The sequence below is a fragment of the Aeromonas sp. Y293-4 genome, assembly GCF_027705905.1.
Taxonomy (GTDB): domain Bacteria; phylum Pseudomonadota; class Gammaproteobacteria; order Enterobacterales; family Aeromonadaceae; genus Aeromonas; species Aeromonas veronii.
On record NZ_JAPDCI010000022.1, the window covers coordinates 1 to 26,414 of the forward strand.

Genomic DNA, 26,414 nt, shown 5'->3' on the forward strand with positions numbered 1-26,414 from the left:
CTCAGAAGTGAAACGCGGTAGCGCCGATGGTAGTGTGGCATTCGCCATGCGAGAGTAGGACACTGCCAGGCACCCAACTTAAGAACCCCGCTCATCGAGCGGGTTTTTTTATTGCCTGCAATTCATCACGTCGCCGGATTATTAGACTTCCCCCTTCTTGTCATTCATTGATTAGCCTTCTAAAGCCCCAAAAAGGCCTCTTTTCTGTTCGATATTTCCTCACTAGTTCAATGTGTTGGATATAAAAAGCACAGAATGTGATGCCTCTACCTTTCTTGTGATGCCTGCTCTGGTTTAATTCTTCAGTCCATATTGATGGACCAAGGAATCACAATAATTTAAGGAATAGACCCATGTTCAAAAGAACAGTAACGATGATGCTGGCGGCGGGAACCCTGGTATTAGGCGGTTGCGCATCCAATGGTGGTGCAGAGCAGGCGGGGGCAGACAACAGCGACTTCGGTGGCAAGTCCATCTACCTGCGCGGGGAGATGAACGACTGGATGGCGACTGATGAAAGCAAGGTAGTCAAGGTGGCCGACAAGCTCTATATGGCCAAAGGCACCCTCAAGAAAGAGTGGGCCCCCTACAAGTTCAAGTTTGCTGATTCAGGCTGGAGCTGCGGTACCAACTTTGGCTACAAGAGCCCGAGTGATGGTGTTGCCGTGTTGGGTGGTGAGGCGGTGCCGGTCAACCCTTGCTCCAAGTATGAGGACATGAAGTTCTCACCAGATGCTGATGGCGTCTACGAGTTCTATCTGAATATGGCGGGTGAAACACCGACCGTTTACGTCAAGAAGCCCTGATCTATCTCTGAGTGTTAAATCTCTCAGCAAATTAATCAGTTAAGTGCCCTGGCCCAGAAATCTGCTGGCCGGGGCATTTTTTTAGGTTAGAATCGGCGCCCTCATGGCATCAGGTGTACTATATGTTGTGCCATTAATTTTAGATGGCACCATTAGTTGTGTTTTCTGCTGTTGTCATGATGTTGATGCATTCACATAAGGTTGATTGAAAATGGCTAAATCGAACCCGGTGCTGGAGAGTGAGCTTGGCTCCCGCCTTATCCCCATGCAGGAAACGTCCCTCGAGATTTGGGATAGCAAGTATCGCCTCAAGAGCAAGGATGGTACTCCCATCGACAGCTCTATCGATGAGACTTACCAGCGGGTAGCCCGTGCGTTGGCAGAGCAGGAGCTGGAGCCTGAGGCCTGGTATGAGCCGTTCCTGTGGGCGCTGCGCAATGGGGCCATTCCGGCGGGGCGCATCACCTCCAATGCGGGGGCGTTTGAGCACAAGCCTGCTACTTCAACCATCAACTGTACTGTTTCCGGTACCATCGAAGATTCGATGGACGATATCCTCGGCAAGGTGCACGAGGCCGGTCTGACCCTGAAAGCCGGTTGCGGCATCGGATATGACTTCTCGACCCTGCGCCCGCGCGGTGCTTTTGTCTCCGGTGCCGGTGCCTACACTTCCGGCCCGCTCTCCTTCATGGATATCTATGACAAGATGTGTTTCACCGTCTCGTCAGCCGGTGGCCGTCGCGGCGCCCAGATGGGCACCATGGATATCCGCCATCCCGATGTGATCGAGTTTATACAGGCCAAGCGTGAAGATGGCCGCCTGCGTCAGTTCAACCTCTCTCTGCTCATCACCGAAGATTTCGTCAAGGCGGTGAAAGAGGATGCCCCCTGGTCGCTGATCTTCCCCTACACCGCCAAAGAGGTGGAGCAGGATGGCATTGCGCTGGATGATCCCGCTCAGGTGCTATGGGCCGACTGGCCCAACAAGGAAGGGGTTGTATTCAACGAGTTGGGGCAGGTCGCCTGCAAGGTCTACAAGACCATGCCAGCCCGCAAGCTGTGGAATGTCATCATGACCTCCACCTATGACTATGCAGAGCCCGGCTTCATCCTGATCGACAAGGTCAACCAGATGAACAACAACTGGTTCTGTGAAGAGATCCGCGCGACCAACCCCTGTGGCGAGCAGCCGTTGCCGCCCTACGGTGCCTGTCTGCTGGGCTCGGTCAATCTGACCAAGTTTGTGCGCGACCCTTTTACTGAAAACGCGGCGTTCGATTGGCAGGCGTTTCGCAAGGTGGTAGCCATCTTCACCCGCATGCTCGACAACGTGGTGGAGATTAACCAACTGCCGCTGGCCAAACAGCGCGAGGAGATCACAGCCAAGCGCCGGCACGGCATGGGTTTCCTGGGGCTTGGTTCGACCCTGGCCATGCTGCAGATCAAGTACGGTTCTGCCGCGTCCGTCGCCTTTACCGAGCAGGTATCTCAGGAGCTGGCGATGACCGGCTGGCAGGAGTCCCTGCGTCTGGCCAAGGAGAAAGGCTCGGCCCCCATCATGGAGCAGGAGTTTGAAGTGACTGGCAAGATGCTGCGTCTGCGCCCGGAAATGGCGGCTGATGGCATCAAGGTGGGTGACAAGGTGAAGGGCAAGGTGCTGCACGCTCGTTATAGCCGTTATATGCAGCAGGTTGCCGAAGTGGATCCTGCGCTGGTCGCCGAGCTGGCGGAAGTGGGTGGGCGTTTCACTCACCATAGCAGTATTGCACCCACCGGCACTATCTCCCTGTCCCTGGCCAACAACGCCAGCAACGGCATCGAGCCGAGCTTTGCCCACCACTACAGCCGCAACGTCATCAAGCCGGGCAAGAAGAGCAAGGAGAGCGTCGATGTCTACTCCTTCGAGCTGCTGGCCTATCGCGAGCTGGTGAATCCGGCCGCCATGCCCTATGCCGATGATGAGGCGAGCCGTCTGCCGGAATATTTCATTACTGCTGACGACATCAGCCCGGCCCAGCACGTGGACATTCAGGCGGCGGCCCAGCGCTGGATCGACTCCTCCATCTCCAAGACTGCCAACGTGCCGACCGATTTCCCGTTCGAGCAGTTCAAGGACATCTACATGTATGCCTCGGACTCTGGTCTCAAGGGCTGCACTACCTTCCGCTTCAATCCGGAGGCCTTCCAGGGCGTGCTGGTGAAGGAGAAGGATCTGGAGAATACCCTGTACGATTTCACCCTGGAGGATGGCTCCGTCATCTCCGTCAAGGGGAACGAAGAGATCGAATACGATGGTGAGCTGCATACCGCCGCCAACCTCTACGACGCCTTGAAAGAAGGCTATTACGGTAAATTCTGAGAACGACATTATGGTCAAGAAGATCGACAAGAAAATCGTCGCCTATAAGGTGCGTACCAAGGATGAGCCGCAAGAAGATCTCTCTGCGCAGGATGACGTGGTGCACATGCACGAAACCGTGCTGCGCCCGGAGCGGCTGATGGGCACCACCTACAAGTTGAAGACGCCGGAGCATGTCTCCGAGCACTCACTGTTCATCACCATCAACGACATCATTCTCAACGAGGGCACGGTTCACGAAACCCGCCGTCCGTTCGAGATCTTCATTAACTCAAAGAGCCTGGAGCACTACCAGTGGATCGTGGCGCTGACCCGCATCATCTCGGCGGTATTCCGCAAGGGTGGGGATGTCACCTTCCTGGTCGAGGAGCTGCGTTCCGTATTCGATCCCAAGGGCGGCTACTGGAACAAGGGCAAGTATGTGCCATCGCTGATCGCCGAAATTGGCAACGTGATCGAGAGCCATCTCACCGAGATCGGCATGCTCAAGGCGCCGGGGTTGGACGAGCATCAGCAGGCGTTTCTGGCCGAGAAGCAGGCCGAGTTGAAGGCGGCTCAGGAGGCTGAAGAGCAACAGACTGGCAGTGGTTTCCCGGCCAATGCCGCGCTCTGCTACAAGTGCCACACCAAGGCGCTGGTGCTGAAGGATGGCTGCATGACCTGCCTCAACTGTGGCGACTCCAAGTGCGGCTGACAGACATGCCCAAGTAGTTGAACGATAAAAAAAAGACCGGCCATAGCGTCGGTCTTTTTATTGCTGTTTTTATGCTCAATCAAATCAGGCGGCCAAGTGATTTGTTGCGCGATAGTAAAATCGGGCGTAGCGTTGAGGGTAATAAAACTGTCACGGCCGTGTGGTTTCAATGACATCTGAGATTCACACACGTGGCCCTTCAGTGCCAAGGAGGATGCTTATGGACAATACGGACCGAAAGCTGTTTATCCTGGATACCAACGTTCTGCTTCACGAACCCCTCGCTATCTACTCCTTCAAAGAGCACGACGTGCTCATCCCCATGACGGTGCTGGAAGAGCTCGATAACATCAAGGATCGCAACAAGGATGTCAGCCGCGACGCGCGGGTGGCCATTCGTGCGCTGGAAGATGTGTTCCGCGATGCAACCCCGGATCAGATCACCCAAGGCGTTCCGCTGGCTGGCGAAGCGAGCGGCAATATCTGCATCTTCAGCGATCACCATCTGCCGCAGGATGCCGAGGTGTTTACCGACAAGGAGGCCGACAACCGCATCATCAACGCGGCCCTCTATCTGCAAAAGCACGAGTTGAAGCGTCAGGTGGTGCTGGTCACCAAAGACATCAACATGCGCCTCAAGGCCAAGGGGGCCGGGCTTGCTCACGTTGAAGATTACCGTAGCGACCAGCTGATCGACGATATCCGCCTGCTGGCCAAAGGCTTTCAGGTGGTGCCCGGCAGCTTCTGGGAGCGGGTTGGCGAGTGCGAGAGTGAGACCCATGGCCGCGACACCATCCATGTGATCGATGCCAATCTGCTGGAAGGGGTTCATGTAAACCAGTATCTGGTGGATGAGGAGAATTTCTTCGCCGCCCGGGTACTCAGCCACGATGGCAACAAGATCCGCATCAAGGATCTGGGCCGCGAGCGGCTGATGTCCCGCAAGGCGTGGGGTGTGCATCCCAAGAACGTCTATCAGGGGATGGCGCTGGATGCACTGCTCGATCCGCACATCGATCTGGTGATCCTGACCGGCCCGGCGGGTTGCGGCAAGACCTTGCTGGCTATGGCTGCAGCGCTGGAGCTGGTGATTGAGAAGGGCATTTACGAGAAGGTGATCGTCACTCGGAATACCCCGGAAATTGCCGAAAGCATCGGCTTCCTGCCCGGCACCGAAGAGGAGAAGATGATGCCCTGGCTGGCGGCGGTGACCGACACCCTGGAGGTGCTGCACAAGCAGGACGAGAACATGAGCGGCTCGCTCAGCTACATCATGGAGAAGGCCAACATCCAATTCAAATCGGTCAACTTCATGCGCGGGCGCAGCATCCAGAATACCTTCGTGCTGCTAGATGAGTGTCAGAACCTGACCGCATCCCAGATCAAGACCATCATTACCCGTTGCGGGGAGGGCACCAAGATCGTCTGCTCCGGTAACCTGGCCCAGATCGACTCCAACTACCTGAGCCCGGTGACTTCGGGGCTCACCTACATAGTCGAGCGTTTCAAGGATTTCGACGGCAGTGCCAACATCTTCCTCAATGGCGTGGTGCGCAGCCGACTGGCTTCGTTCGCCGAGGAAAATCTCTGATTTAGCTGACTATATTCATATGAAAAAGGGAAGCCACTTGGCTTCCCTTTTTTGATCCCGTCACCAGTTCAGTGTCCTTGGGTCACTGTCCAAGGTAGCGCAGCAGCCCCGGGTAGTCGCTGTTTTGCAGAATATCCGGCTTGCCTTGCAGGGCGATGCGCCCCTCGTCGACAAAGAGCACCTGATCGGCAATCAGCTGAGCATCTTCCGGATTGTGGGAGACCATCAGTACGGTAATGCCCTGTTCGCAGGCTAGCCTCGCCACTTCCGCCAGCATCTCCCGGCGCAGGGCGGGCTCGAGGGCCGAGAAGGGCTCATCCAGCAGCAGCAGCGGTTTGCCGCGCACCAACGCGCGAGCCAGCCCGACCCGCTGCTGCTGGCCGCCGGAGAGCTGTTCAGGCTGGCGGTCTAACATCTCACCAAGGCCTACCCGCCCGGCTGCATCGAGCACCTGTGCCCGTTGGGCGGCACTCAGGCGCAGGCCCGGGTGCAAGCCGATGGCGATATTGTCGAACACCGACAGATGGAGGAACAGGTTGTGATCCTGAAACAGGGTGGTGACCGGTCGCTCGGCGGGGCCCAGTGGCAGCAGGTCTTCACCATCGAAACTGAGGCGGCCTGATTCCACCGGCACGAAGCCGGCGATCATCCCGAGCAGGGTCGATTTACCTGCGCCGCTTGGGCCTATCAGTGCGGTGATCTCTCCCTTGGGCAGGGTCGCGCTGAAGTTGACGCGCCAGTCGGGGTAGCTGGTCACCAGCGTATCAATGTTCAGCATGTTTTCCTCCAAGCCCCCGTTCCACCAGCCAGAACAGAGAGAAACAGAGCGTCAGCAGCAGCAGAGCGGTGGCGGCTGCCTCGGTCAATCGATAGCTGCCAAGCTGTTGATAGAGCAGCCAGGGCAGGGTAGTGAGCTCCTGACTGCCAAACATGGCGATGGCGCCGAGATCCCCCAGCGAGAGGATCATCGACAGCGCCATCGCCAGTGCCAGCGGGCGGCGCAGCAGCGGCCACTCCACCAGTCGCAGGCGATGCAGGCCGCGTACCCCCAGACTGTCCGCCAGCCGGTCGTATTGGCGCACCACCAGCTGCATGGGCGCTGAGAGGGTGCGCAGCACATAGGGCAGCGCCATCAGGGCGTTGACCAGCACCACCAGCCAGGGACCGAGGGTGAATACATCGGCAAAGGGCATAAACAGGATAAAGAGTCCGGTGGAGAGCACCACCGCCGGGATCATCAGGATCATCGAACCACTGGCCTCCCACAGGGCGGCAGCCCGCCGCTGGCGGGTGCGCACCTTGAGGTGACGGCTGGTGAGCAGCAGGCCGCTGCCGAGCAGGGTCGCCAGGGTGCCTGCCGCCAGTGCAATCAGCAGCGATTGACCGCTCGCCTGCCACAGTTTGGTGGAGGTGAGCGCTGTCAGCAGGTCGGGTTGAAGGCCTGCCACCACGATGGCCAGCAGCGGTGGCAGAAAGATGGCGAGCCCGATACAGAGCGAGAGCAGATCCACCACGGCCGTGCCTGGCTGATGACGGTCCGGCCGCAGGCAGGGACGACGCGGCGTCACCCGGCTGGCCGGGGTGCTCTGCAGCTTGTGTTGCAGGGCGAGCAGGGCGGCGGTCAGGATCAGCTGCACCAGCGCCAATCCGCCCGCGGTGGCGAGATCGAAGTCAAAGCGCAGCGCCTGATAGACGGCCACCTCCAGGGTGGTGGATTTGGGGCCGCCGCCCAGCGCCAGCACGGTAGTGAAGCTGGTGAAGCAGAGCATAAAGATGAGACTAGCCAGCCCCGGCAATATGCCGCGAATAAGCGGCCACTCCAGCAGCCTAAAGATGTGAGATGAGCGCATGCCGAGCTGGCTGGCGAGGCGCCAGCTCGATTCGGGGATGCTCTCTATGCTCTGCAACATCAGGCGTGCCGCCAGCGGCATATTGAAGAAGACGTGGGCCAGCAGGATACCAAACAGACCGTAGAGGTAGTTGCCGGGATCCAGCCCCAATGAGCGCAACAGTTGCGGCAGCCACCCCTGTTTGCCATGTACCGCCACGATACCGAAGATTGCGATGATGACCGGCAGTACCAGCGAGAGACCAAACAGCTTGATCAGCAGGGTTCGGCCAATAAAACGGCGCCGCGCCAGCGCGCGGGCCACCGGAATGGCCAGCCCGAGACTGAGCAGGGTGGAGAGCAGTGCCTGTCCCAGACTGAAGCCCAGCACATGACGCAGATAAGGGTCTGCGAGCAGGGTGCGGGGGGCCAGCGAACCGGCCTGCCACAACAGGGCCGCGAGCGGCCCGAGGGATAACAGCAGGATCAACAAGGTGGCTGCACTGCCCGGCAACCACCAGAGGGGACGAGCCTGTGGTTTCAGATAACGGCTCACTGGGTGACGGCTTGCAGCCACTCGCGGAGCCACCCTTTGCGATTGGCTGCCACCTCATCGCTGCTGAAGGCGAGCGGCTTGGCTACGGTGATCATCTGCTCGAAGCCCTTGGGCAGCGGCGTGTCGATGACCGGATACATCCAGTTGCCGGTCGGGATCTCGTTCTGGAAGGCGGGGCTCACCATAAATTGCAGGAACTGGTCAGCCAGCTTCCCCTGTTTGGCACTCTTCAGCTTGGCGGCCACTTCTACCTGACGGTAGTGACCCTCTTCGAAGGCGGCAGCCTGATACTGGGGCTTGTTCGCGGCAATCAGGTGATAGGCCGGAGATGTGGTGTAGGAGAGCACCATGTCCGCTTCGCCATCGAGGAACATGCCATAAGCCTCTGACCACCCCTTGGTGACGGTGACCGTCTTTTTGGCAAGCTCGGCCCAGGCGGCAGGCGCCTTGTCGCCGTAGACAGACTTCATCCACAGCATCAGCCCCTGCCCCGGGGTGGAGGTGCGGGGATCCTGATAGATCACCTTGAGGTCGGGACGCTCCACCAGCTCTTTCAGGCTCTTGGGCGGCTGCTTGAGTTTGTCTTTGTCATAGACGAAGGCGAAGTAGCCGTAGTCGTAGGGGACGAAGGTGTCATCCTGCCAGCCACCCGGCACCTTGATGCCATCCAGCTTGGCAGGATGGGGGGCGAACAGGCCGCTCTGCTTGGCTTCGCTGATGAGAGCATCATCGAGCCCCAGCACCAGATCGGCTTTGCTGTGGTTGCCCTCCAGCCGCAGCCGGTTGAGGATGGCGACCCCATCTTCGAGGGGAACCAGATTGAGGGTGCAGCCGCACTCTTTTTCGAAGGCCTGTTTGATCTTGGGCCCCGGACCCCACTCGGCAGTGAAAGAGCTGTAGGTATAGACGGTGAGGGTGTCGGCGGCGAACACATTGGCCGACAGCAGGCCGGTGGTGACCAGCAGCAGGGTCTTCATGGGTGGCACTCCCTATTACTTGTTAATAACGAGGTGCCAGCGGGTGAGGGCGCAAAAAATGAGCGCCATGCCTCAAATTCCTCCGCCAGCATTATCTGGATCAGGTACACGGGTATAATCTCAGCGGTAAACCGCACCCCGTTTGAGAAACGAACCGCATTGTATTAACGTTCTTTTGGGTAGACCAGCACAATTGTGCAATACCCATGAGATGACGCCCACCCAACAGAGGATGTTCGCGTGCTTACCAATACCAAGGAAAGGCGTGCCTTTGCGCGCATGGTCATCAATGCTCCGGTCACCGTCTATCAGCAGCAGCTGGTGCTGGAGGGGATCTGCCGGGATCTCAGTGCCAACGGCATGGGGATTGCGGTCTCTGAACACCAGCTCGACATCAATCAGCCCATCCGGATCAGTCTTGCCACCAACAACAACCTGTTGCCCCCCTTTGAAGCCCATGCCCGTATTATCCGGGTGCTGGAGGAGGAGAGCGGGTTGCTGCTGGCGGTAGAGTTTCTGCCTCAGGGTTAATCCTCTCTCCCCATCGGCAGAGGGAGGGGATTAACCTTTCTCCTGAACCGGCTGCACACTCAACTGCTTGCTATCGACCAGCGTTTTGCTGGTCGATGCTATTTGGCCTGCAGGCAAGGTAGCGGGACCGGTAGGTTCGAGCAGCAGGTAGTTTTGCCCCTGCCAGTTGAGGGTCACATCCCCCGGCTTGGCGGGCAGGTCAACGGCCAGCAGGGCATGGCCGGGGACGAACACCATGGCCTGTTTCAGCTCGGGAAAGAGCTGGGCCAGCATGGCGGCCATCAGGGTTACCTTGCTGTCGCAATCACCCCTGTTCTGCTCCAGCACCTGACGGGGAGATAGAAATCCCTTGCCCTGCCTGCCGTTCAGGCTGTCGAGCTGCTGATAGGGGATGCTCTGGATAAAGGTGAGCATATGGGCCACGGTCTTCTGGCGCGCTTCCGTTTCGGTGCTGCCCTGCTGCTTGAGTTGATCCGCCAGCGGAGCCAGCCCGCTGCGACTCTCCAGCGCGATGCGCACATGATCCTGCTTCACCGCCAGCTGCCCGTCCGGGGTGTTGAAGTACTGGAAGTAGTGTTTGGTCAGCCACGCCTGCTCCTCTTTGCTCCGCTTGGACTGCAGAAAGGCCATCGCCTCGCGCGCCTTGTCCTGATTGCGGCTTTTCAGATGCAGCTCCAGCGAGGGACGGGCGAGGGTGAACTGCACCTCGGGGTAGTTCTGGCGCACCTCCCGCAGCAACACCTGCAACACCTCCTCCTGCATTCTGGCCGGGCGATAGGCGATAAGGGGCGGTAACTTGCCCTGTTCGAGCCGGTAGGTGAGCTGTTGGGGTTTGCCTTCGCTATCTTGCCAGCCGACGCTGATCTGGCCGAGGCTGTTGTTGAAGCTGGTTTGGCTGGCATCCGCAGGCAGGGCAAGCAGCAGGGCACAGAGCAGAGGAATTGCCGTCGGTCTCTTCATCATCCTTTCCTGTGGCACGGGCCAGTTCCGGTGGCCCAAAGTGGGAAGCGTCGCGGACAGTAAAACAGGGAGCCGAAGCTCCCTGTTGATTCTACTCGTTTTTTTGCAACTGGCGCGTTAAATCCAGCTCGGCTGCTTCGCCTCAAAGGCGCTGATGGCGGCCTCGTGCTGCAGGGTCAGACCGATGGCATCCAAGCCGTTGAGCAGGCAGTAACGGCGGAACTCATCTATTTCGAAACCGAAGCTGAGGCTACCAGCGCGCACCTGATTGGCTTCCAGATCCACCTCGATCTCGATACCCGGCTGGACGGCGACCAGCTGGAACAGGGCGTCGACCTCCTCTTCCTTCAGACGTACCGGCACCATGCCATTGTTGATGGCGTTGCCGTAGAAAATGTCGGCAAAGCTCGGGGCTATGATGGTCTTGAAGCCGTAGTCGGCCAGCGCCCAGGGGGCGTGCTCGCGACTAGACCCGCAGCCGAAGTTCTCGCGGGCCAGCAGAATGCTGGCACCGGCGAATTGCGGCTGGTTCAGTACAAACTCGGGGTTGGGCTGCTGGCCGGCATCGTCCAGAAAGCGCCAGTCGTGGAACAGGTGCTTGCCAAAACCAATGCGGTTTACTTTTTGCAAAAACTGTTTGGGAATGATGGCGTCGGTGTCGACGTTGGCGCTGTCGAGGGGGACGACGATCCCTTTATGCTGTTTGAATCCTGTCATCTAAATGTCCTCTTACAGTGCGCGAATGTCGGCGAAGCGGCCGGTGACGGCGGCAGCGGCGGCCATGGCCGGGCTCACCAGATGGGTGCGGCCGGCGCGGCCCTGGCGCCCTTCGAAGTTGCGGTTGCTGGTGGAGGCGCAGCGCTCTCCCGGTTGCAGCCGGTCGTTGTTCATGGCCAGACACATGGAACAGCCGGGCAGGCGCCACTCAAAACCGGCCTCGATGAAGATCTTGTCCAGCCCCTCGGCTTCGGCCTGCGCCTTCACCTGTTCGGAGCCCGGCACCACCAGCGCCTGCACGCCAGCGGCTACCTTGCGACCGCGGGCGATGGCGGCTGCGGCACGCAGATCCTCGATGCGGCTGTTGGTGCACGATCCGATAAACACCTTGTCGATGGCAACGTCGGAGAGCTTCTGGCCCGGTTGCAAGTCCATGTAGGCGAGCGCCTTGCGGGCGGATTGCTGTTCCATCAGATCGCTGAAGGATTCCGGTGCCGGAATCGGCTCATTGACGGCAATCACCTGGCCCGGGTTGGTCCCCCAGGTGACCTGCGGGGCGATATCGGCGGCGTCCAGCACCACTTCGGCATCGAAACGGGCACCTTCATCGCTCTTGAGGCTCTGCCAGAAGGCGATGGCCTGCTCTAGCGCCTCACCCTTGGGGGCGAACTCCTTGCCGCGAATGTAGTCGATGGTGGTCTGGTCGGGGGCGATCATGCCGGCCTTGGCGCCGAGCTCGATGGCCATGTTGCACACCGTCATCCGCCCTTCCATGGAGAGGCTCGCAATGGCCTCGCCAGCAAACTCCACCACGTAGCCGGTACCACCGGCATGGCCGACCTTGCCGATAATGGCCAGCACAACGTCCTTGGCACTGATGCCCTCGGCCAGCTTGCCGTTGACCGAAATGCGCATGGTCTTGGCGCGGCCCTGTTTCAGGGTCTGGGTCGCCATCACATGTTCCACTTCGGAAGTGCCGATGCCGAATGCCAGCGAGCCGAAGGCGCCGTGGGTGGCGGTGTGGGAGTCACCGCAGACGATGGTGGTGCCGGGCAGGGTTATGCCGAGCTCGGGGCCCATCACATGGACGATCCCCTGATATTTGTGGTTGAGATCGTAGAGGCGAACCCCGAACTCCTTGCAGTTGTCCGCCAGCGTCTCCATCTGGATGCGGGCCATCTCGCCGGAGGCGGCGATGTCCTTGGTGGTGGTGGAGACGTTGTGATCCATGGTGGCCCAGGTCAGGTCCGGGCGGCGCAGCTGGCGGTTCATGGCGCGCAGGCCGTCGAATGCCTGCGGGCTGGTCACTTCATGCACCAGATGGCGGTCGATGTAGATGAGGGGGGTCTCCCCTTCCACTTCCCGTACCACGTGGGCGTCGAATACTTTCTGATAGAGGGTCTTGGCCATTGCTTCTCTCTTCCTTGTTCTCTGTTATGCGGCTCAGATCCGGGCGGCGATCTGGCTACCCATCTCGGACGTGCTCTGCACCGGATGGCGGGTGCTGGCCTGATGCAGGTCGGCGGTGAAGTAACCCTCGGCCAGGGTCTGGGCCACGGCCTGCTCGATGGCTTGAGCTGCGGCTTCCTGGCCCAGGCTGTAGCGCAGCATCAGGGCGGCGGAGAGGATCTGGGCAATAGGATTCGCAATACCCTTGCCGGCGATATCCGGGGCCGAACCACCGGCCGGTTCGAACAGGCCGAAACCCGATTCGTTGAGGCTGGCTGAGGGGAGCAGTCCCATGGAGCCGGTGATCATGGCGCACTCGTCGGAGAGGATGTCACCAAACAGGTTGGAGCAGAGCAGCACATCGAACTGGGACGGATCCTTGATGAGTTGCATGGTGGCGTTGTCGATATACATATGGTTGAGGGTTACGTCCGGATAGGACTTGGCGACTTGCGTCACCACCTCGCGCCACAGAATGGAAGAGGCGAGCACGTTGGCCTTGTCGATGGAGGTGACTTTGCCACGGCGCACGCGAGCCGACTCAAAGGCAATCTTGGCGATGCGCTCAATCTCGAAGCGATGGTACACCTCGGTGTCGAATGCCTTCTCGTTCGCCCCTTCTCCCTCACGCCCCTTGGGCTGGCCGAAGTAGATGCCACCGGTCAGCTCGCGCACGCAGGCGATGTCAAAACCGCGATCGGAGATATCGGCGCGCAGCGGGGAGAACTGTTCCAGACCGGTATAGATACGGGCCGGACGCAGGTTGCAGAACAGCTTGAAGTGGGCGCGCAGGGGCAGCAGTGCGCCACGCTCAGGCTGATCGTTAGGGGGCAGATGTTCCCATTTCGGGCCGCCCACCGAGCCAAACAGCACGGCATCGGCCGCTTCACAACCCGCGATGGTGCTTTGCGGCAGCGGGGTGCCGTGGTTGTCGATAGCGATGCCGCCCACGTCGTGGTGATCATACTCGAAGGCGAGGCCGAACTGGGCCTGCACCTTCTCCAGCACCTTGACGGCCTCGGCCATCACTTCCGGGCCAATGCCGTCACCCGGCAATACTGCGATCCGATAACTGCTCATACACTCTCCATCCTGATATTGTCTTTGAGATCCCTCTGTCCGGTTTTCGCTAATCTGTGCGCGGTTGCCGGTTCAGACGTTCCCCGTCCCGATGTTGTCATTCCATGCCGTCTGTGTGGCTGCGAGTCCTGCTCAGACGGTTTCCGATGTGATGCTGTCATTCCATCCCGTCTGTTTGGTTCCGGGCCCTGTTCAGACGGTTTCTGATTTGATGCTGTTATTGCGTTCCATCTGCTCGGCCACCTGATCGGCGCGCCAGATACTGTTGATCACATGGAGCAGGGCGTGGGCCGAGGATTCGATGATGTCGGTGGCCAGCCCCATGCCGTGGAATTTGCGCCCTTTGTACTCGGCGACGATATCGACCTGACCGAGGGCATCTTCCCCTTCGCCCTTGCTCTTGAGGGCATATTTGTCGATGCGGATCTCATAGCCGGTGATGCGGTTGATGCACTGGTAGACCGCATCCACCGGGCCATTGCCGGTGGCCGCTTCGCAGATCAGATTCTGTCCCACCTTCAATTTGACCGAGGCGGTGGCCAGTACCGAGCTGCCGCTCTGCACCCCGAGATACTCCAGCTTGAAGTGTTCCGGCTCTTCGTGGATCTGGCTGAAGAAGGCCAGCGCTTCGAGGTCGTAGTCGAACACCTGACCCTTCTTGTCGGCCAGGGTCAGGAACTTGCCGTAGAGGTGGTCGAGGTCGTAGCTGCTCTCGGCGTAGCCCATGGACTCCATCCGGTGCTTGATGACGTGGCGGCCGGAGCGGGAGGTCATGTTGAGGTTGTTCTGGGTCAGGCCGATGCTCTCGGGAGTGATGATTTCGTAGGTATTTTTCGCCTTGAGCACCCCATCCTGATGGATGCCGGAGCTATGGGAGAAAGCGTTGGCCCCGACGATCGCCTTGTTGGGCTGCACCGGCATGTTGCAGAGCTGGCTGACCAGTGTGCTGGTGCGATGAATTTCGTTGTGGCGGATATTGGTTTGCACCCCGAGCAGGTCGGCGCGGGTTTTGAGGATCATCGCCACCTCTTCCAGCGAGCAGTTGCCCGCCCGCTCGCCGATGCCGTTGATGGTGCACTCGATCTGGCGGGCCCCCATCTGCACCGCGCCGATGGAGTTGGCCACCGAGAGCCCCAGATCATCGTGGCAGTGGACCGAGATGATCGCCTTGTCGATGTTGGGCACCCGGTTGAACAGGGTGTGGATGATGCCGGAGAACTCGGTCGGTACCGTGTAGCCCACGGTATCGGGGATATTGATGGTACGGGCCCCCGCCTTGATGGCGGCTTCCACCATGCGGCAGAGATTATCGATCGGCGTGCGGCCCGCATCCTCGCAGGAGAACTCCACATCATCGGTGTAGCGCAGGGCGTGCTTGATGGCGCCGACCCCCATCTCCAGCACATCCTCGAAGCTCTTTTTCAGCTTGCTCTCCACATGGATGGAGGAGGTGGAGATAAAGGTGTGGATGCGGAAGGCCTCGGCGACCCGCAAGGCTTCACCTGCGGCGTCGATATCCTTGGGCAGGGCGCGGGCGAGGGCGCAGACCCGGCTGTTTTTGATGTGGCGGGCGATGGTCTGCACCGATTGAAAATCGCCGGGAGAGGAGACCGGGAAGCCCACCTCCATGACGTCGACACCGAGCCGCTCCAGCGCCTGGGCGATCTGCAGCTTCTCCTTGACTGTCAAACTGGCCGCCAGGGCCTGCTCACCATCACGCAAGGTGGTGTCGAATATGATGACCCGATCTGACATGTGACTTCCCTCTTCCTAAGTTCGGTAACGTGCATCCTGCGGCGGCATAAAAAAACCCGTGCAGGGTGCACGGGTTTTTGTAAATTCCGGCTATGCCTTAGCCCGGCTACAAGGATCCCGCGCGAGTTAACGCGATTAGGGAGATTAGTAGTAGCGGGGTGGCGATACGCATGACGTTGTTATTCCTTCCAGTCGATAACGCTTTTACCAATATCGAGATTTTTATGCTGTGTCAACACGGAAGGTCAGGGGCAATCTGCTGACGTATTTAATCGGATTGTAAAGGATTGCAAATTTCCTTGTCCCATATTCGGCCCATGACCGATTATCTGGTCATTCCTGCTGTGCTCTATTCTCTGCACAACCAGATCGACTTATCAGCATTGGCTGAATTATCTGAGGTGTTAAATGGAAAAACGTAGACCTGGTCGTCCGGTCGGACGTTCTGACATTCGTGACAAGTTGCTTGCTGCCGCCCGTGAGCGTTTTCTCAATACTCCCTATAGCAAGGTGACTACACGCGAAATCGCGGAGCTTGCTGGCTCCAATCTGGCAATGATCCACTACTACTTCGGCAGTAAAGAGGGTCTTTACAAAGCGGTGCTGGGCGATGTCGCCGAGCCCCTCGACCATGCCTGGCAAGATGAACACAGCAATCACAGCCTCAACGAGCTGCTCAACACCTACTATCAGGTGATGGCGCCCAACAGCGAGCTGACCTCTGCCATCTCCAGCGCATTGTCGACCGAGAAGAGCCCGGGCCGGGATTTTGTGCTGAACCGCCTGCTGGAACGCCAGCTGCCGCAGTTCGATGCCCTGCTGGAAACAATGAAGTCCAACGGCGAGCTGGGTGACAATCTGGATCCCGACATGCTGAAGATCTCCTTCCTCAGCATGATGTGGCAGCCATTCGTGATGAAAGATCTCTACGAGCAGGTGTTTGGCCTGAAAGTGGATGAGCACTTCATGGCCCGTCTGGCGGACCACAACTGCCGTCTGATGGAGACCGGTCTGCGCGGCAGCCACTGATTTTGCCGCAACATCGAGATTAAAAAGGGCCATTCGGCCCTTTTTTCATAAATCTGTTATCCCTTGTTCAACGTAACGTCATCCCGCTTTCTTACTCTGCAAGCAGAATTCAGGGAAGGAGGGGATATGAACAAGATCCAGCAATGGGACCTGCAGGTGTGCCGGGTCTGCCTGCTTCACGGCTACAACCGGCAGCAGGCGAGGGTGAGTCGTCTCATTTCCCGTACCGGTGATGGCCCGCTTTACGTCGTGCTGGCCGCCCTGCTCTGGTGGCAGGGGGAAGCAGAGCGGGAGCTGGTGCGACTGGCGCTACTTGCCTTCGTCATCGAACTGCCCCTCTATCTGCTGCTGAAAAACAGCCTGAAACGGCAACGGCCGGTCGGCTTGCCGGTCTTTATCACCCCCTCCGATCGTTACAGCCTCCCCTCCGGCCACACCGCCGCCGCTTTTCTGATGGCCACCATACTGGCCACCGGCTTTCCGCTCTGGGCACCCCTGCTGTTTGGTTGGGCGGCGCTGGTGGGAGCATCCCGGCTGCTGCTCGGGGTACACTACCTGAGCGATCTGGTGGCCGGTGCCCTGCTGGGGGGCGGTTGCGCCGTGCTGGCGCTCGGCTGGAGCCACTCATGAGGATACTGTTTGGGGTGCAAGGCACCGGCAACGGTCATATCAGTCGCAGTCGCACTTTGGCGCGGGCGCTGCGCACGGCAGGGGTCGAGGTGGATTATCTCTTTAGCGGCCGCCCCGCCGACCGCTACTTCGACATGGAGGAGTTCGGCGCCTACCGCGCCTTTCCCGGCCTCACTTTTGTCAGTCACGAGGGGCGAGTTTCTCCGTGGCGCACCCTGCAGGCCGCCTCGCCGCTCACCTTCTGGCGGGATCTGCGGTCTCTCGATTGCAGCGAATACGATCTGGTGGTGAGCGATTTTGAGCCGCTGACCGCCCACGCTGCCCGCCGCTATGGCAAGCCGAGCCTCACCGTCAGTCATCAGGCCAGCTTCAACTGGCCCATACCGCGTTGGGGGGAGGATGGGGTCAGCCGCCAGCTGATGCGCCACTTTGCTCCTGTGGATCAGCCGCTCGGGCTGCACTGGTTTCACTTCGGTCACCCCTTGCTGCCGCCGGTGATCGACCCCATTGCCACCGCACCGGATAACGGCGAGATCCTGGTCTATCTGCCGTTCGAGCAGACCGAGGCGATCGCCGCCCTGTTGTCGCGCTTTGGTCAGCAGCGCTTCGTCTGCTTTCACCCCGCCATTCGCACCCCGAGCCAATGGCGCAATCTGCGCTTCGAGCCGCCGTCGCGACACGGGTTTATCGCCGTGCTGGCCGGTTGTCGCGGCGTCATCTCCAACGCAGGTTTCGAGCTGGCTTCCGAGGCGCTCACCCTCGGCAAGAAACTGCTGGTCAAACCCCTCGGCGGCCAGTTCGAGCAGCTGACCAACGGCAAGACCCTCGAGATGATGGGACTGGCGACCCTGATGGATGTGCTCGATGCCAATCTGGTGCGCACCTGGCTCGACAGCGCCTCGCCGGGGGCGGTTTGCTACCCCGATGTAGCGGGGGAGCTGGCCCGCTGGCTGGCGGCGGGCGCTGACGAGAGCGTGGCCTCTCTGTCGCGGCGGCTCTGGGCGCGCACCCTGTTTCCGGAGGAGGTGAGTGATCGCCTGAGCGAGCTGGATGGGGGCGACTGTTTATCCAGTTGCTGGTTATCGCAAGTGAGCGTTGTTGACTAGACTGAAAGGCGATCCCACCAAGGAGAGGACGGAGCAAATGCGCTTTACCAATGAAAACGGCGAAGTCATGAACCTGGCTGACAATCTCACCCTGCACGAGTTGCTCGATATGGGTGTCAGCATTTCGGTCAGTGAAGAGACCGATCCGGATCAGCAGATCTGGTTGGCGGAGCCGGATCAGGAGAACTGAGTCATCATTCGGCATCAAGCCCATCGCTGAGCGGTGGGCTTTTTTGTGGCTGTTTTTCCCCTCTGCGGAATGATCCGCTGGCCATTCCCCGACTTCCTTCCCTTTTGTCTCATGGTCGCTACAGCAAGTCATTGAATGTTAATAGCCGGTTGAAATGTATGACTGTTCTGGTCAGATAAAGCCGTGGACAAGCGTTATGAAGCGGGTTAAGTTGGTTTTTCACCCTATTTTCGGGTGAATGACGGAAAAATCCTTTTTTTCTACTGTCGACGGGGCTGAATTGGGCCGATCTGCATTCAGATAACAACAAGAAACGGATCGGGCCGTGCCGGGAAGCACAGCATCGTCGGCGGGATTCGCTAAACGGAGCAAAGCCTGGAGGGCTTTATCATGGAGATGTTATCAGGCGCCCAGATGGTGGTTAGAGCGCTGGAAGATCAGGGAGTTGAGCACGTCTTCGGCTACCCTGGTGGCTCAGTGCTCGACATCTATGACGCTCTCTTCGAAAACGGCAAGATGGAGCATGTCTTGGTGCGGCACGAGCAAGCCGCGGTTCACATGGCTGACGGTTACGCCCGTTCCACCGGCAAGGTGGGGACTGTGCTGGTAACGTCAGGCCCGGGAGCGACCAACTGCATTACCGGTATTGCCACTGCCTATATGGATTCCATTCCGCTGGTGATCCTCTCCGGCCAGGTGCCGACCAGCATGATCGGTGAGGATGCGTTCCAGGAGACCGACATGATCGGTATCTCCCGCCCAGTGGTGAAGCACAGCTTCCTGTGCAAGAAGGCGAGCGATATTCCCGAGGCCATCAAGAAGGCCTACTACATTGCCGCCAGCGGCCGCCCGGGGCCGGTGGTGGTGGATCTGCCCAAAGATGTGCAGAACCCGAAAGAAAAATTCCCCTACCAGTATCCCGAGACGGTCTCCCTGCGCTCCTACAACCCGACCAAGTCTGGCCATAAAGGGCAGATCAAGCGGGCAGCCAAGCTGCTGGTGGATGCCCAGCGCCCAGTGATGTACGTGGGCGGCGGCGCCATCAACGCCAATGCGGACCATCTGGTGACCAAGCTGGCGGAGCTGCTGAATCTGCCGGTGACTACCACCCTGATGGGGCTGGGGGCTTTCTCCGGTGTCCATCCGCAATTTATCGGCATGCTGGGGATGCACGGCACCTTCGAAGCCAACAAGACCATGCACAACGCGGATCTCATCTTCGCCGTGGGAGCCCGCTTCGATGACCGCGTCACCAACAACGTGGCCAAGTTCTGCCCCAATGCGACCGTGGTTCATATCGATATCGACCCCACCTCCATCTCCAAGACGGTGCAGGCCCATGTGCCTATCGTCGGCTCGGTGGAAACCGTGCTGGAGCAGATGTTGGAAGTGATCCGCGAGTGTGGCTTCGATAACGACAAGGAGGCGCTGGCGGACTGGTGGAGCCAGATCAACCAGTGGCGCTCTCGTCACTGTCTGGCCTACGAAAAGTCGGCTACCCAGATCAAGCCGCAACAGGTGATCGAGACCCTCTACAAGGTGACTCAGGGTCAGGCGTTTGTTGCCTCCGACGTGGGCCAGCACCAGATGTTTGCGGCCCTCTACTACCCGTTTGCCAAACCGCGCCAGTGGATCAACTCGGGGGGCCTCGGCACCATGGGCTTCGGTATTCCGGCAGCCATGGGGGCCCAGTTTGCCAACCCGGATGCGGTGGTCTGCTGCGTCACCGGCGACGGCTCGGTGCAGATGAACATTCAGGAGCTCTCTACCTGCATGCAGTACGGGGTGCCCATCAAGATCATCTCCATCAACAACCGTGCGCTGGGCATGGTCAAGCAGTGGCAGAAGATGTTCTACGGCGGTCGTCACAGCCACTCCTACATGGAGTCCCTGCCGGACTTCGTCAAACTGGCGGAAGCCTACGGCCACGTCGGTATCGCGGTGAGCGATCCGGCCGAGCTGGAGAGCGCCATGGAGAAAGCCTTCGCCATGAAGGATCGGCTGGTGTTCATGGATATCTCGGTCGACCCGGATGAGCACGTCTATCCGATGCAGATCAAGTTTGGCGCCATGGATGAGATGTGGCTGAGCAAGACGGAGAGAACCTGATGAGACACATCATTTCAGTACTGCTGGAGAACGAATCCGGCGCCCTGAGCCGCGTGGTGGGTCTCTTCTCCCAGCGCGGCTACAACATCGAGACCCTGACGGTGGCGCCGACCGAGGATCCCACCCTGTCGCGCATGACCATAGTCACCATGGGTGACGAGCGGGTGCTGGAGCAGATCCAGAAGCAGCTGCACAAGCTGGTGGATGTGCTCAAGGTGTGCGACCTGAGCGAAGGGGAGCATATCGAGCGGGAGATCGCGCTGGTCAAGGCGCGCGCCGCCGGTGGAGCCCGTGACGAGCTGAAACGGCTGGCGGATATCTTCCGTGGCCAGATCGTCGATGTCACCCCCGAGCAGTACACGGTACAGCTGGTGGGCACCAGCGAGAAGCTGGATGCCTTTATCAAGACTGCCGCCCAGACCAACGAGATCATCGAAGTGGTGCGCTCCGGCGTCTGCGGCATCTCGCGGGCGGACAAGGCGCTGCGGCCCTGATGGCTGGCGGGACAGCTGATGATGCGTCAGCTGCCACAGAGTGAAAGAAAAGAGGGCTCTGCGGAGCCCTTTTTGTTTGGTTTTTCTTTACGAGGGGAGCGGGGATGTTCGGTATTCATGATCTTGCACTGTTTATGGTCTCGGGGTTGCTGCTCAATATCATGCCGGGACCCGACTCCCTGCTGGTCATGCTGCGCAGTGGCTCGCAAGGGTGGCGTGCCGGTTCGGTCGCGACGTTGGGCATCGGCACCGGTGTCATGGTGCATGTGCTGGCGGCGGCCCTAGGTCTGTCGGCCCTGCTCAGCGCGTCGGCCGAGCTGTTTGCCCTCATCAAGCTGGCTGGCGCCATCTACCTCATCTATCTGGGGTTCTCTCTGCTGCGCCAGCAGGCTACGGGGTCAATGGAGAGAGGGGCCACCCTGCCAGCCCTCTCATATGGTCAGATTTACCGGCAGGGAGTGCTGACCAATGTGCTCAACCCCAAGGTGGCGCTCTTTTTCCTCGCCTTCGTGCCCCAGTTCATCGCACCGGATGCCCCCGACAAGGCGCTCGCCTTTATCCTGCTCGGTTGCATCTTCAATCTGGGCGGCATCATCTGGTGTCACTTGCTGGTCTTTACCACCGTCTATGCCAGCCACAAGGTACGGCTGTCACTGCGTCTCGGTCGCTGGCTCAACCGGGGTATCGGCACCCTGTTTGTCGGGCTCGGGATCAAGCTGGCCAGCGACTAGCTCGCCGCTTTCTGACCTAGGGCAGATTATCGTGCGCCGCGCTGTGGTATGGTCGGCGGTTAGTTGCGGGGCCAGCCCCGCTCTCTCTTTTTCAGGTCAGCCCCACTGGCCGCAGCAGCGAGATCCCTTGCCCAGATGAACATCGCCCGGCTCAAGAACTTTACCGAGATTGTGAAGAACAACTTCAACATCTCGGCGACGGCGGAGAAGCTCTATACCTCCCAGCCGACCCTCAGCAAGCAGATGAAGATGCTGGAAGATGAGCTCGGGCTCGCCCTCTTTACCCGCAAAGGGAAAAATTTGGTCGGCTTGACCAGCGCAGGCGAGCAGGTGATGGAGTTGGCCAAGGGGGTAGTGGCGCAGGTGGAGCAGATCAACCAGCTGTCGTTGGGGGAGCAACTGGCCACCAGCGGGGTGCTGCGTATCGCCACCACCCACACCCAGGCTCGCTACAAGCTGCCAGCGGTGATCACCGAGTTCAGCCGTCGTTATCCCGATGTGGCGATCCAGCTCCATCAGGGGGCGCCTGCCCAACTGGCCCAGATGGTGCAAAGCGGCGATGTGGATATGGCGATCGCCACCGAGTCCATGTATCTGTTCGATGAGCTGGCCGCGGTGCCCTGCTATCGTTGGGGGCGCAGCGTAGTGGTGTCCCACGGTCATCCGCTGATCGACTGCCAGTCGCTGTCGATGGCGGATCTGGCCCGCTATCCCCTCATCACCTATGTGTTCGGCTTTACCGGCCGATCCAAGATGGACAAGGCCTTCAGCCGTCACGGCCTCTCGCCGAAAACCGTGCTGACCGCCACCGACACCGACGTGATCAAGCACTACGTCCGGCTCGGCATGGGGGTCGGGGTGATTGCAAGCGTAGCCTTTGACGAGGGGGATAGGGAGGCTCTGGTGAGCCTCAACATCGACCACCTGATCGCCTCGAGCGCCACCCATATCTGCCTGCGCAAACATGCCCACCTGCGCGACTACATGTACGACTTTATCCACCTCTACGCCCCCCATATCAGCCGGGAGACGGTACAGCTGCACCTTATCAACCAGCCGCCGACTGCCAATATGGCGGAGTTGCCGTGGCTCTAGCCGCGGGTTGTTTATCGTACACAGAGCAAACATGCAGAGATAAAAAAAGAGAGGCCATGGCCTCTCTTCTGGTTTTATCGGTAGGCGGGATTAAGCGCTGCGGGTCGCCAGATTGATAAAGATCTGGGCTCCGACCAGCAGGCAGTCGTCATCGAGGTAGTAGGGGTTTGCATGGAGATAGTTGCAGATCCCTTTGGCCTGACAGCCGCTGCCGAGGAAGAACATGGCCCCCTTGCGGCCACGGCAGGCGTTGACCATGTAGCTGAAATCTTCGCTGCCGGTCATCGGCTGACCCTGAGCGTTGATCCCCTCGGAGGGCAATACGTCGACGGCCGCTTGCAACAGACGAGCGCAGGCCTCTGCGTGGTTCTCGACCGCCGGATACCCGGCATAGACCATCTTGGTTTTGAAGCCGCGCAGTTCGCTCTGGGCCACGATCTCCTTGAAGCTGTTCTTCAGGATCTGGTCGGTCTCGGCATCCATGGCACGGATGGTGCCGCGCGCCTGCACATGGTCGGCGATGGCGTTGGGGATGGTGCCGCCGTTGATCATGCCGCAGCCAAACACCGCCGGGCTGAACGGGCTGGTGCGCTTGGCGACGATGTAGTCCATATCCTCGATGATCCGCACCGCTTCGCGGATGGCATCCAGCCCCTTGTGGGGGGTGGATCCGTGGGCGGAGATGCCGTGCACATCCAGCGTCCAGGCGGAGCCCCAGGAGGACATCACACCGTGGTTGAACTTGATGGTGCCGGTCTCCATGGCGCCGTCGTTATGGAGGGCATAGACCTCGTCTACTCCCTTCATGCAGCCCAGCTCCACCATCTTCTCGGCGCCCGGCACCCGCATATCCTCTTCCGCCATCTGGAAGATAAAGCGGACGTTGTACTGCAAGCGATCGCGGTTGGCGGCCAGAAATTTGGCCGCGGTCAGGGCGATCGCCATATGGGAGTCGTGACCACAGTTGTGAGCCATTCCCTCGTGGGTCGACTTGAACGTAACGTCGCTCATGTCGTGCATCTCGAGGCCATCCATGTCGGCACGGAAGGCGATGGTCGGCAGTACCGGGTCAACCACCAGATCGCCGTGGAAACCGGTGAAGCCCGGATAGTCGGTGAGACAGTAGCCAAAGCCTGTCATCAGCTCGCGGCAGTAGGCCGAGGTCTTGAACTCGACGCCGGAAGCCTCCGGAATGGTGTGCAGATGGTGGCGCACTTCCTGACTGAAGTCGCGCAGGGCCAGCAAGGCCGGTTCAATGTGGATGTTGTTCATCAGATGATCCCTTGAATGGAGAAGCCGAGCTGGGCTACCAGCGAGGCGCCGAAGAAGCAGCAGGTGGAGACGATCATGAAGATCAGGATCACTTTCCAGGACATCTTCTTCAGCTCTTCCAGCTGACCGCCCACCGAGAGACCGGCGAAGGCCAGCAGCGGTACGCAGCAGGAGAGGAAGGAGATCTTGGCGACGGCGTCAATGAAGAGACCGCGCACCGGGGTCTCCGGCAGGCAGATGAGAATGCCGATGATGGTGGCATAGGCAAACGCCGGCAGGGAGGAGGGCAGATAGCGCTTGGCAATCAGCGAAGCGAACACCACCAGCGACATGGCGATGAAGCTGTCACCCATCAGCCAGAGCGGGGTGCCGCTGGTCAGGGTTTGGGTAAACATGGCCAGCAGGATCGCCAGAAAGACGAACCGCATATCCATTACGATGCTTTTCATGCTTTCTCTCCTTTGGCTGTCAGGGCATAGATTTTTTCAGCGAGCGGCAGACCCAGATAGGTGAGGGAGAGGGCGCCGAGGGCAGACGAGAGCAGGTTAGAGGCTGCCGCGATGCTCAGCACCTGTTGGGCCAGTGCTTCGTCGAGACCGTTGATCAGGGCGCCGGAGGCGGCACTCAGCATGGAGCCCGAGCCCACACCGGAGCCGGCAGCCAGCGCCAGCGGGTGCAGGCCGGTGAGCGGGGCGATACTGCCCAGTACGCTGAACCAGAGGGTGCCGATAACGGAGCCGCACAGGTAGATGGCCAGCACACCGATGTACTCCTGGGAGCCGGTGCCGAACTTGCCCTGAATGACCGCAACGGACGGCTCACGGCTGATGGAGGAGCAGGCCCCGATGGCGCGACGGCCAAAGCCGAACTTCACCGCCAGCGGGATGGCGATCAGGATCGGCAGCAGGTTGCCAATCTCTTGCAGGAACAGCGGCACGCCGACGCTCAGGATCATCTTCAGGTTGGGGATGATCATCCCCGCATACTGGGTGCCCAGGATCAGCAGGCTGAAGCCTACCATCTTGCCGCAGAAGCCCTCTTCTTTTTCGGTGAAGAGCTGTTTCCAGCCGGGGATGCGATCCTTGACCGGTTTGGCGGAGACAATCATGCCGATGATGACGGCAAAGAGCATCGGCAGGATCGGGATGATGGCGATGCCGATCCTGATCTCCTGTTTGCCTATCAGGTACTGGGCCACAAAGATCAGCATGGCGGTTGCCAATATGCTGACCGTGACCGTCTTGAGGGGGCTGGTTTGCTGCATAGTCTTTTCTCTTGTTATTCCCATGTGTGGCCATCGTCAGGGTTGTCCAGACCGATGATGGGGGCATCATAGGGGGCTAAGAGGGGCAGGTATGTGACCTTCATCAAGCTGGCCATATGGCATTTTTTCATGAGGTATGCCCTTTAACCCTCTGGATACCAAGGGTTAAAGGCGGTTAACAGAACGTCAGCATTGGCAGGACAAGATAAGCAAACAGGAGGGAAATGGTGACACCGCCCCGCAGGGCGGTGACGCGGATCAGACGGGCGTTTTGAGCCGTGCACTGCGCAGCAGCAGGGGAAGCTGGTAGAGCACCAGAGCGCCGAGCACCAGTCCGGCACCGGCCAGTTTGGCGCCGCCGAGGGGTTCGTTGTAGAAGAGGGTGCTCAGCAGCAGAGTCCAGACCGGTTCCAGCAGCATCATCAGGGCGGCGTGGGCGGTGGTCATCTTGCTCAACGCATGGGTGAGCAGCCAGTAGCGCAGGGTGGTGGCGATCAAGACGCTCGCCGCAAACCAGCCCCAGATACTGTGACTAACCCCGGCCTCGGGCCACTGCTCGGTCAGCAGGGAGAGCAGGGTGCCGAGCAGGCCGGTCATCGCCAGCTGGATGCAGGTGAGCCAGGTGGGGGCAATGGATTGGGCAAAGTGGCGATGGACGGCAAGCTGGATGCCGAGGGTGGTGGCCGCTGCCAAAAACCAGAACAGCGAGAGCGACACGCCCCAGTGGGTACTGCTGGAAAGCAGCAGCAAACCGGCGATGGCGATGGGCAGGGTGAGCCAGTAGTGGTGGCCGGGCTTGGCTCGAAAGGCTCCCCAGGCGGCCAGCGGGGCCATCAGGGTGGCGACGCTCATGATAAAGGCGCCGCTGCCCAGTGCATCGCTCTGGCTGATGGCGGTGACCCACAGCAGCAGGCTGGCACCGAGCAATGTGCCGCAGCCGGCGGCGCGCAGCAGTTGGGCGCGAGTCGGCGGCGGTTCACGCAGCCAGGCGAGGGGCAGCAACAGCAGCGCCGCCAGCAGGAAGCGGCTGCCGATAAAGGCGGCGGGCGGCAGTTCGCGGATCGCCTCTTTCGAGAAGAGCCAGCCAGCAGCGGCCAGCAGGGTGACCAGTACCATCAGCAGCAGAGGTGTGCGGTTCATCGGGGTCGTCATGGTGAAATGGAGGGGAGAGCATAAAGGAAAGGCGCCAGG

25 protein-coding genes and 1 riboswitch are annotated in these 26,414 nt (G+C 59.8%); of the genes, 13 read left to right on the forward strand and 12 right to left on the reverse strand.

Annotated elements, in window-relative coordinates:
* The first annotated feature begins 353 nt into the window (after positions 1-353).
* The 4 genes from OKC31_RS18985 (at position 354) to OKC31_RS19000 (ending at position 5,450) form a co-directional block, all read left to right on the forward strand.
* Positions 354-806 (forward strand): pullulanase, encoded by a 453-nt coding sequence (locus OKC31_RS18985; protein WP_005349109.1) that lies wholly within the window; start codon positions 354-356, stop codon positions 804-806.
* A gap of 211 nt (positions 807-1,017) precedes the next feature.
* Positions 1,018-3,165, forward strand: a complete 2,148-nt coding sequence (locus tag OKC31_RS18990; RefSeq protein ID WP_247823937.1) for an adenosylcobalamin-dependent ribonucleoside-diphosphate reductase — start codon at positions 1,018-1,020, stop codon at positions 3,163-3,165.
* A gap of 10 nt (positions 3,166-3,175) precedes the next feature.
* Positions 3,176-3,859, forward strand: a complete 684-nt coding sequence (locus OKC31_RS18995) for a TSCPD domain-containing protein (RefSeq protein WP_144713660.1) — start codon at positions 3,176-3,178, stop codon at positions 3,857-3,859.
* A 220-nt stretch (positions 3,860-4,079) separates the two neighbouring features.
* A complete protein-coding gene (locus OKC31_RS19000; RefSeq protein ID WP_005358170.1) occupies positions 4,080-5,450 on the forward strand; it encodes a PhoH family protein in 1,371 nt (456 codons plus the stop codon).
* A gap of 82 nt (positions 5,451-5,532) precedes the next feature.
* Here the strand turns inward: OKC31_RS19000 and thiQ are convergent, their stop codons facing one another.
* The 3 genes from thiQ to thiB are packed head-to-tail and all read right to left on the reverse strand — an operon-like array spanning position 5,533 to position 8,811.
* Positions 5,533-6,228 carry a thiamine ABC transporter ATP-binding protein gene (thiQ, locus tag OKC31_RS19005; RefSeq protein ID WP_247823938.1) on the reverse strand — a complete coding sequence of 232 codons (696 nt, stop codon included), beginning with the start codon at positions 6,226-6,228 and terminating at the stop codon, positions 5,533-5,535.
* Positions 6,215-7,834 (reverse strand): thiamine/thiamine pyrophosphate ABC transporter permease, encoded by a 1,620-nt coding sequence (thiP, locus tag OKC31_RS19010; RefSeq protein ID WP_247823939.1) that lies wholly within the window; start codon positions 7,832-7,834, stop codon positions 6,215-6,217. Before thiP ends, thiQ begins: the two co-directional genes overlap by 14 nt.
* On the reverse strand, positions 7,831-8,811 hold the full coding sequence (gene thiB / locus OKC31_RS19015) for a thiamine ABC transporter substrate binding subunit (RefSeq protein WP_247823940.1): 981 nt from the start codon (positions 8,809-8,811) through the stop codon (positions 7,831-7,833). Before thiB ends, thiP begins: the two co-directional genes overlap by 4 nt.
* 60 nt (positions 8,812-8,871) lie before the next feature.
* A riboswitch (TPP riboswitch) is annotated at positions 8,872-8,962 on the reverse strand.
* An 89-nt stretch (positions 8,963-9,051) separates the two neighbouring features.
* On the opposite strand from thiB, the gene OKC31_RS19020 reads away from it, so the two are divergent.
* Entirely contained in the window at positions 9,052-9,342 is a 291-nt protein-coding gene (locus OKC31_RS19020; protein ID WP_005339160.1) for a PilZ domain-containing protein, read from the forward strand.
* 30 nt (positions 9,343-9,372) lie between these two features.
* On the opposite strand, the gene OKC31_RS19025 is transcribed toward OKC31_RS19020, so the two are convergent.
* From OKC31_RS19025 to leuA, 5 genes are all read right to left on the reverse strand, one after another.
* Positions 9,373-10,302: a transglutaminase domain-containing protein gene (locus tag OKC31_RS19025; RefSeq protein ID WP_247824169.1), complete on the reverse strand. Its 930-nt coding sequence runs from the start codon at positions 10,300-10,302 to the stop codon at positions 9,373-9,375.
* A gap of 117 nt (positions 10,303-10,419) precedes the next feature.
* Positions 10,420-11,019, reverse strand: a complete 600-nt coding sequence (gene leuD / locus OKC31_RS19030; protein WP_106842200.1) for a 3-isopropylmalate dehydratase small subunit — start codon at positions 11,017-11,019, stop codon at positions 10,420-10,422.
* Positions 11,020-11,031: 12 nt separating this feature from the next.
* Positions 11,032-12,429, reverse strand: coding sequence for a 3-isopropylmalate dehydratase large subunit (leuC, locus tag OKC31_RS19035; RefSeq protein WP_158111898.1), 1,398 nt, complete (start codon positions 12,427-12,429; stop codon positions 11,032-11,034).
* A gap of 33 nt (positions 12,430-12,462) precedes the next feature.
* Positions 12,463-13,548: a 3-isopropylmalate dehydrogenase gene (gene leuB / locus OKC31_RS19040; protein WP_247823941.1), complete on the reverse strand. Its 1,086-nt coding sequence runs from the start codon at positions 13,546-13,548 to the stop codon at positions 12,463-12,465.
* A 192-nt stretch (positions 13,549-13,740) separates the two neighbouring features.
* Positions 13,741-15,303, reverse strand: a complete 1,563-nt coding sequence (gene leuA / locus OKC31_RS19045) for a 2-isopropylmalate synthase (RefSeq protein WP_128815260.1) — start codon at positions 15,301-15,303, stop codon at positions 13,741-13,743.
* A gap of 408 nt (positions 15,304-15,711) precedes the next feature.
* Here leuA and OKC31_RS19050 point away from each other — a divergent pair, with 408 nt between their 5' ends.
* The 8 genes from OKC31_RS19050 (at position 15,712) to OKC31_RS19085 (ending at position 22,687) form a co-directional block, all read left to right on the forward strand.
* Positions 15,712-16,332, forward strand: coding sequence for a TetR/AcrR family transcriptional regulator (locus OKC31_RS19050; protein WP_005349170.1), 621 nt, complete (start codon positions 15,712-15,714; stop codon positions 16,330-16,332).
* A gap of 126 nt (positions 16,333-16,458) precedes the next feature.
* Positions 16,459-16,962 carry a phosphatase PAP2 family protein gene (locus tag OKC31_RS19055; RefSeq protein WP_199415536.1) on the forward strand — a complete coding sequence of 168 codons (504 nt, stop codon included), beginning with the start codon at positions 16,459-16,461 and terminating at the stop codon, positions 16,960-16,962.
* Positions 16,959-18,068, forward strand: a complete 1,110-nt coding sequence (locus tag OKC31_RS19060; protein ID WP_108540914.1) for an MJ1255/VC2487 family glycosyltransferase — start codon at positions 16,959-16,961, stop codon at positions 18,066-18,068. The genes OKC31_RS19055 and OKC31_RS19060 overlap by 4 nt, the downstream gene beginning before the upstream one ends.
* A 37-nt stretch (positions 18,069-18,105) precedes the next feature.
* On the forward strand, positions 18,106-18,258 hold the full coding sequence (locus OKC31_RS19065) for a hypothetical protein (protein ID WP_005339147.1): 153 nt from the start codon (positions 18,106-18,108) through the stop codon (positions 18,256-18,258).
* 390 nt (positions 18,259-18,648) lie between these two features.
* Positions 18,649-20,367 carry an acetolactate synthase 3 large subunit gene (locus OKC31_RS19070; protein ID WP_043823044.1) on the forward strand — a complete coding sequence of 573 codons (1,719 nt, stop codon included), beginning with the start codon at positions 18,649-18,651 and terminating at the stop codon, positions 20,365-20,367.
* Positions 20,367-20,861: an acetolactate synthase small subunit gene (gene ilvN / locus OKC31_RS19075; protein WP_005311605.1), complete on the forward strand. Its 495-nt coding sequence runs from the start codon at positions 20,367-20,369 to the stop codon at positions 20,859-20,861. The genes OKC31_RS19070 and ilvN overlap by 1 nt, the downstream gene beginning before the upstream one ends.
* A gap of 104 nt (positions 20,862-20,965) precedes the next feature.
* Entirely contained in the window at positions 20,966-21,592 is a 627-nt protein-coding gene (locus tag OKC31_RS19080; protein WP_042052500.1) for a LysE family translocator, read from the forward strand.
* A 135-nt stretch (positions 21,593-21,727) separates the two neighbouring features.
* A complete protein-coding gene (locus OKC31_RS19085; RefSeq protein ID WP_247823942.1) occupies positions 21,728-22,687 on the forward strand; it encodes a LysR substrate-binding domain-containing protein in 960 nt (319 codons plus the stop codon).
* 90 nt (positions 22,688-22,777) lie between these two features.
* On the opposite strand, the gene OKC31_RS19090 is transcribed toward OKC31_RS19085, so the two are convergent.
* The 4 genes from OKC31_RS19090 to OKC31_RS19105 all read right to left on the reverse strand — a co-directional run bounded on the left by OKC31_RS19090 (position 22,778) and on the right by OKC31_RS19105 (position 26,363).
* Positions 22,778-23,959: a M20 metallopeptidase family protein gene (locus OKC31_RS19090; RefSeq protein WP_247823943.1), complete on the reverse strand. Its 1,182-nt coding sequence runs from the start codon at positions 23,957-23,959 to the stop codon at positions 22,778-22,780.
* Complete coding sequence (locus OKC31_RS19095) at positions 23,959-24,408, reverse strand: hypothetical protein (RefSeq protein WP_247823944.1); 450 nt, start codon at positions 24,406-24,408, stop codon at positions 23,959-23,961. Before OKC31_RS19095 ends, OKC31_RS19090 begins: the two co-directional genes overlap by 1 nt.
* Complete coding sequence (locus OKC31_RS19100; protein WP_005341166.1) at positions 24,405-25,223, reverse strand: DUF3100 domain-containing protein; 819 nt, start codon at positions 25,221-25,223, stop codon at positions 24,405-24,407. Before OKC31_RS19100 ends, OKC31_RS19095 begins: the two co-directional genes overlap by 4 nt.
* 258 nt (positions 25,224-25,481) lie before the next feature.
* On the reverse strand, positions 25,482-26,363 hold the full coding sequence (locus OKC31_RS19105; RefSeq protein WP_247823945.1) for a DMT family transporter: 882 nt from the start codon (positions 26,361-26,363) through the stop codon (positions 25,482-25,484).
* Positions 26,364-26,414: the final 51 nt, after the last annotated feature.

What these genes read in the sequence shown, in the direction of transcription:
- OKC31_RS18985 (WP_005349109.1), top strand. Translation starts at nt 354, where the DNA reads ATGTTCAAAAGAACAGTAACGATGATGCTGGCGGCGGGAACCCTGGTA.
- OKC31_RS18990 (WP_247823937.1), top strand. Translation starts at nt 1,018, where the DNA reads ATGGCTAAATCGAACCCGGTGCTGGAGAGTGAGCTTGGCTCCCGCCTT.
- OKC31_RS18995 (WP_144713660.1), top strand. Translation starts at nt 3,176, where the DNA reads ATGGTCAAGAAGATCGACAAGAAAATCGTCGCCTATAAGGTGCGTACC.
- OKC31_RS19000 (WP_005358170.1), top strand. Translation starts at nt 4,080, where the DNA reads ATGGACAATACGGACCGAAAGCTGTTTATCCTGGATACCAACGTTCTG.
- thiQ (WP_247823938.1), bottom strand. Translation starts at nt 6,228, where the DNA reads ATGCTGAACATTGATACGCTGGTGACCAGCTACCCCGACTGGCGCGTC.
- thiB (WP_247823940.1), bottom strand. Translation starts at nt 8,811, where the DNA reads ATGAAGACCCTGCTGCTGGTCACCACCGGCCTGCTGTCGGCCAATGTG.
- OKC31_RS19025 (WP_247824169.1), bottom strand. Translation starts at nt 10,302, where the DNA reads ATGAAGAGACCGACGGCAATTCCTCTGCTCTGTGCCCTGCTGCTTGCC.
- leuD (WP_106842200.1), bottom strand. Translation starts at nt 11,019, where the DNA reads ATGACAGGATTCAAACAGCATAAAGGGATCGTCGTCCCCCTCGACAGC.
- leuC (WP_158111898.1), bottom strand. Translation starts at nt 12,429, where the DNA reads ATGGCCAAGACCCTCTATCAGAAAGTATTCGACGCCCACGTGGTACGG.
- leuB (WP_247823941.1), bottom strand. Translation starts at nt 13,548, where the DNA reads ATGAGCAGTTATCGGATCGCAGTATTGCCGGGTGACGGCATTGGCCCG.
- leuA (WP_128815260.1), bottom strand. Translation starts at nt 15,303, where the DNA reads ATGTCAGATCGGGTCATCATATTCGACACCACCTTGCGTGATGGTGAG.
- OKC31_RS19050 (WP_005349170.1), top strand. Translation starts at nt 15,712, where the DNA reads ATGGAAAAACGTAGACCTGGTCGTCCGGTCGGACGTTCTGACATTCGT.
- OKC31_RS19055 (WP_199415536.1), top strand. Translation starts at nt 16,459, where the DNA reads ATGAACAAGATCCAGCAATGGGACCTGCAGGTGTGCCGGGTCTGCCTG.
- OKC31_RS19060 (WP_108540914.1), top strand. Translation starts at nt 16,959, where the DNA reads ATGAGGATACTGTTTGGGGTGCAAGGCACCGGCAACGGTCATATCAGT.
- OKC31_RS19065 (WP_005339147.1), top strand. Translation starts at nt 18,106, where the DNA reads ATGCGCTTTACCAATGAAAACGGCGAAGTCATGAACCTGGCTGACAAT.
- OKC31_RS19070 (WP_043823044.1), top strand. Translation starts at nt 18,649, where the DNA reads ATGGAGATGTTATCAGGCGCCCAGATGGTGGTTAGAGCGCTGGAAGAT.
- ilvN (WP_005311605.1), top strand. Translation starts at nt 20,367, where the DNA reads ATGAGACACATCATTTCAGTACTGCTGGAGAACGAATCCGGCGCCCTG.
- OKC31_RS19080 (WP_042052500.1), top strand. Translation starts at nt 20,966, where the DNA reads ATGTTCGGTATTCATGATCTTGCACTGTTTATGGTCTCGGGGTTGCTG.
- OKC31_RS19085 (WP_247823942.1), top strand. Translation starts at nt 21,728, where the DNA reads ATGAACATCGCCCGGCTCAAGAACTTTACCGAGATTGTGAAGAACAAC.
- OKC31_RS19090 (WP_247823943.1), bottom strand. Translation starts at nt 23,959, where the DNA reads ATGAACAACATCCACATTGAACCGGCCTTGCTGGCCCTGCGCGACTTC.
- OKC31_RS19095 (WP_247823944.1), bottom strand. Translation starts at nt 24,408, where the DNA reads ATGAAAAGCATCGTAATGGATATGCGGTTCGTCTTTCTGGCGATCCTG.
- OKC31_RS19100 (WP_005341166.1), bottom strand. Translation starts at nt 25,223, where the DNA reads ATGCAGCAAACCAGCCCCCTCAAGACGGTCACGGTCAGCATATTGGCA.
- OKC31_RS19105 (WP_247823945.1), bottom strand. Translation starts at nt 26,363, where the DNA reads ATGAACCGCACACCTCTGCTGCTGATGGTACTGGTCACCCTGCTGGCC.